The sequence below is a fragment of the Vibrio sp. V04_P4A5T148 genome (assembly GCF_963875605.1).
Taxonomy (GTDB): Bacteria; Pseudomonadota; Gammaproteobacteria; order Enterobacterales; family Vibrionaceae; genus Vibrio; species Vibrio anguillarum.
Genome location: NZ_CAWNMS010000112.1, coordinates 1 through 3,136 on the forward strand (window position 1 = coordinate 1; position 3,136 = coordinate 3,136).

3 protein-coding genes are annotated in these 3,136 nt (G+C 39.8%); 2 read left to right on the forward strand and 1 reads right to left on the reverse strand.

The genetic code is table 11. From position 1 onward, the window contains the following. On the reverse strand, positions 1–1,074 hold a 1,074-nt coding region (locus tag AACT18_RS17690; protein ID WP_141138125.1), incomplete at its 3' end, for a cache domain-containing protein. Between the two features lie 721 nt (positions 1,075–1,795). On the opposite strand from AACT18_RS17690, the gene AACT18_RS17695 reads away from it, so the two are divergent. Together AACT18_RS17695 and AACT18_RS17700 are read left to right on the forward strand one after the other, a co-directional pair. Next, positions 1,796–2,302: a GNAT family N-acetyltransferase gene (locus AACT18_RS17695; RefSeq protein WP_094143158.1), complete on the forward strand. Its 507-nt coding sequence runs from the start codon at positions 1,796–1,798 to the stop codon at positions 2,300–2,302. Between the two features lie 170 nt (positions 2,303–2,472). After that, entirely contained in the window at positions 2,473–3,024 is a 552-nt protein-coding gene (locus AACT18_RS17700) for a sugar O-acetyltransferase (RefSeq protein WP_094144275.1), read from the forward strand. Positions 3,025–3,136 lie beyond the last annotated feature (112 nt).

The window sequence follows — 3,136 nt, forward strand, 5'->3', positions numbered from 1 at the left end:
AATACCAACAATCTCTTTAACTGCCAAGTGCACTTTGTCTATAAACAAATCAATGCCGTCAGCTATCTGCCCCAAATCATCACGTCGACCAAGCTCTAAACGTTTAGTTAGGTCTGCTTCACCTTTTGATAAGTCCAACGCTAGCTCACGAAGAGATGTTATTGGTTGATAAAGCTTGTTGATAAGCAAGTAGAAAAGAACGAGGGTTATAAAAGTACCAGTTAGAACCATCAGTGCGGAACTAGAGCGAGTATTATAAATTGGAGCAAATGTCTTATTAACTTCTAGTGATACGCCAAGAAACCAGGTGGAATCTGCTATATTGATAGGGATTGAGTAAAAAATTTTCTGCTTCCCCTTCAACTCATAATATTGAAGTAACGAACTTTTAGAATTCAGTGTTTTCTTTATAACACCAGAAAAACCATTGAGTTCAATAGCTCTATCTCCGTTACTCAAGGAAGTTGAAGAAACTGCCAAAACTGTTGAGTCACTATCCATTAGTAGACTAATAGCACCATCAAGTTCACCAAAGCTTTTCATCATGTTGTTTAGCTTTGAAAGTTCGAAGTCAAACGAGATAACACCATCGTCCACTTGTGATGCTATCGAGACCCAAATACTCCCCCCATCATCATAAGGCTCAGTCATGGCGATTTCTTTCTTGCCGATTGCAACTTTATACCATTCTCCTGTAGTTCCATCGCTTTCATAAACATGATTTGGCCAATTAGAGTTCGTTTGGTTCCAGTATGCTTTGCCACTGTGCTCCGTAAAAACAACACTATCAACATGGGCTGCTGCTGCTAACTGCTTTACAAAACTTACCTTATCTTGTGGAATTGGATTTTCATTATAGAAAGCACTCAAATCCTCGAGAGAAGCGACCTTATCAAGGAAATAGCTGTCAATTGTTTCTTTTTTTGCTTCAACATATTCGATTACTGTTCTTATTTTATCTTCTCTAAAAGAAGAAGATACATTGCTGTAAGTGATAAAACTCACTACCCCCAAAGCAAGAGATGTCAATACGAGGACGCCAACGATTAGGCTTTGTTTGAATCCTAAATACATGTTTTTACTCTGTTCTCTGTTCAACTGTCCTGCTACAGTATTTCACTCGCGTCAGAAATAAAATAGTACTATGGTATGAGGTATATGAACGTGAGCGTGGTGAGTTAGCTTCACAACTCCTGCAACGAATGTTGATGCTAGAGCTAGGCATCACCTCATCGTACAGTCGTCTGAGATTCAGTGACGATAACCCGTATGTTGAGTCACTGTTCCGTACCGTGAAGTACATACCTAGTTGACCAGCAAAAGACTTTGAAGCTATTGAGGTAAGTCGAGTCTGAGTTGAAATCTTCGTGCGTTGGCAAACACGCTGCACAAACACAGCAAGCTAAACCATGTCACGCCTGCACAGCCTCACAATGGTAAAGACAAAGAGATCTTAGCAAATCGTGAAGAGGGGCTACTTGCGTCTTCTGGTGATATTAGAAGTTGTGAGCCATTTAATGGAGTACACCTAAATCAAGAAAGAGAAGCTGCTTAATAAGCAAATGATGGCAACTATCTTGAAAAACGCCGGGTTGATGAAGCCTCTATCTAGAGTTGGCTCTACAAAGAGCACCATTGAAATCGAGGGAGAGGTTTTACCTTTACCGATCAAGAGGGATTGCCAACTCGTGGCGGCTTTGATGCAAAATTGAAATTCAGTGTTATAGTGTGTTTTTTTGAGTTTGCGGTGAGTTGTCAATGCCCTTAATCGGGCGTTATAAGAATGGAGCTTTTTATGGTCACAACGAAGAATTTGTGGCTCAAACCTGTCTGTGTGGATGATGTGGATATATATTCACAGATCTTGGGTTCTGATGAATTAACTAAATACCTACCGAAAGGTGAGTTATACACTGGCGACGAAATTAGGCTCCATGTCCAAAATCGAATAACACATTGGTCTAATGGTTTCGGTTCCTACGTAATTCACTTAAGATCTAATCCGGCGATTAAAATAGGCTATGTAGGTATAGAACAATGTGAAGACCCAATACATAGTGATATTCGGTATGCTTTACTCCCTGTCTATCAAGGTTGTGGCTACGTCTATGAAGCAGCAAAGGTTGTCCTAGCAGAAACGTTCAAAGCCAATAAGCATTCGAAGATCTACGGTGTCGCCCTTAAAGAAAATATTCCATCATTAATCATTATTAAAAAATTAGGTATGACATTGGAATCAGAGGTCAAGTTGTACGATGGCGTCGAAGGCTTAGAAACGTATTCAATTGAAAAATTCGTATAACAAACGGCTCAAGATGGACTGCCAACGCGTGGCGGTTTTCGTTCAAATAAGCATTTGTGATTACGGTGTTATGTTTAAGTTTAGTGTTTTGCGTTGTCAGCCCCTTAACCGGGCGTGGTGAGCAAAGTAAAAATTTAGAGTTTTAGGGTTTTAGGGTTTAGTGTATTTATATGACAGAAAAAGAAAAAATGCTCTCAGGTGAGTATTATGATCCGAGTAATGTTGAGCTTGTTAAGTTGCGCCTTGAAGCACGCTTACATACTGAAAAACTCAATCAAACCAGCGTTAGTGATGCGGATAAAAGAATTGAAATAATCAAATCACTCTTTGGCTCCACAGGAGATGCAATTTATGTTGAATCTACATTCAACTGTGATTACGGCGTAAATATACACGTTGGCGAGAATTTTTATGCTAATTTTGGTTGTGTTATTTTAGACGTTGCCGAAGTTAGAATCGGAAATAATTGTTTCATAGCGCCACAAGTAGGAATTTATACAGCTACACATCCAACCGACCCAATTCAAAGAAATAGTGGGTTAGAGTATGGAAAATCTGTAGTGATAGGACATAACTGTTGGATTGGTGGCCACGCAACGATCAATCCCGGAGTGACTTTGGGCAATAATGTTGTCGTTGCTTCAGGTGCAGTAGTTACAAAAAGTTTTGGTGACAACGTTGTGATTGGTGGCAATCCAGCCAAGGTAATCAAAGAAATTTAGCGTTATTGGTTATACCGCTCATACAAACGGCTCAAGAGGGATTGCCAACGCGTGGCGGCTTTGATGCAAAATTGAAATTCAGTGTTATAGTGTGTTTTTTTGAGTTCGGTGG

Coding starts and splice junctions, on each gene's coding strand:
- AACT18_RS17695 (WP_094143158.1), top strand. CDS start 1,796: ATGGTCACAACGAAGAATTTGTGGCTCAAACCTGTCTGTGTGGATGAT.
- AACT18_RS17700 (WP_094144275.1), top strand. CDS start 2,473: ATGACAGAAAAAGAAAAAATGCTCTCAGGTGAGTATTATGATCCGAGT.